At 42.7% G+C, this 260-nt stretch carries 1 protein-coding gene; it reads left to right on the top strand.

Annotation, left to right across the window (positions count from 1 at the left end):
- The coding region (locus CWB77_RS18190) for an Ig-like domain-containing protein (RefSeq protein ID WP_249931453.1) at window positions 1-198 on the top strand (198 nt) is incomplete at its 5' end.
- Window positions 199-260 lie beyond the last annotated feature (62 nt).

Here is a 260-nt window from a genome sequence, read left to right as displayed (position 1 = left end):
GTTGTTATTTTGGCGAAAGCAACTGATTCAGCTGGCTCGGTTGCTGGTGTGGAGTTTTTTATAGACGGTACTTCCATTGCGGTTGATAACACTGCGCCGTTTATTGTTAACTGGCTAGGTTTTGCGGGCGAAGATCAAATTAGTGCTTTAGCTACAGCCGATAAAGGCGCGAACTCGGCTGAAGTTGTTTATACGTGAATTGTAAGTGATTCAGTTATTGTTTACCCTGTTAATCACTCACCTGTTGCAGCTATTTCATT

Source organism: Pseudoalteromonas sp. S1610 (genome assembly GCF_005887465.1).
Lineage (GTDB): Bacteria > Pseudomonadota > Gammaproteobacteria > Enterobacterales > Alteromonadaceae > Pseudoalteromonas > Pseudoalteromonas undina.
Note: the sequence above shows the minus strand (reverse complement) of the source record. Positions and strands in the feature narration are given on the sequence as shown.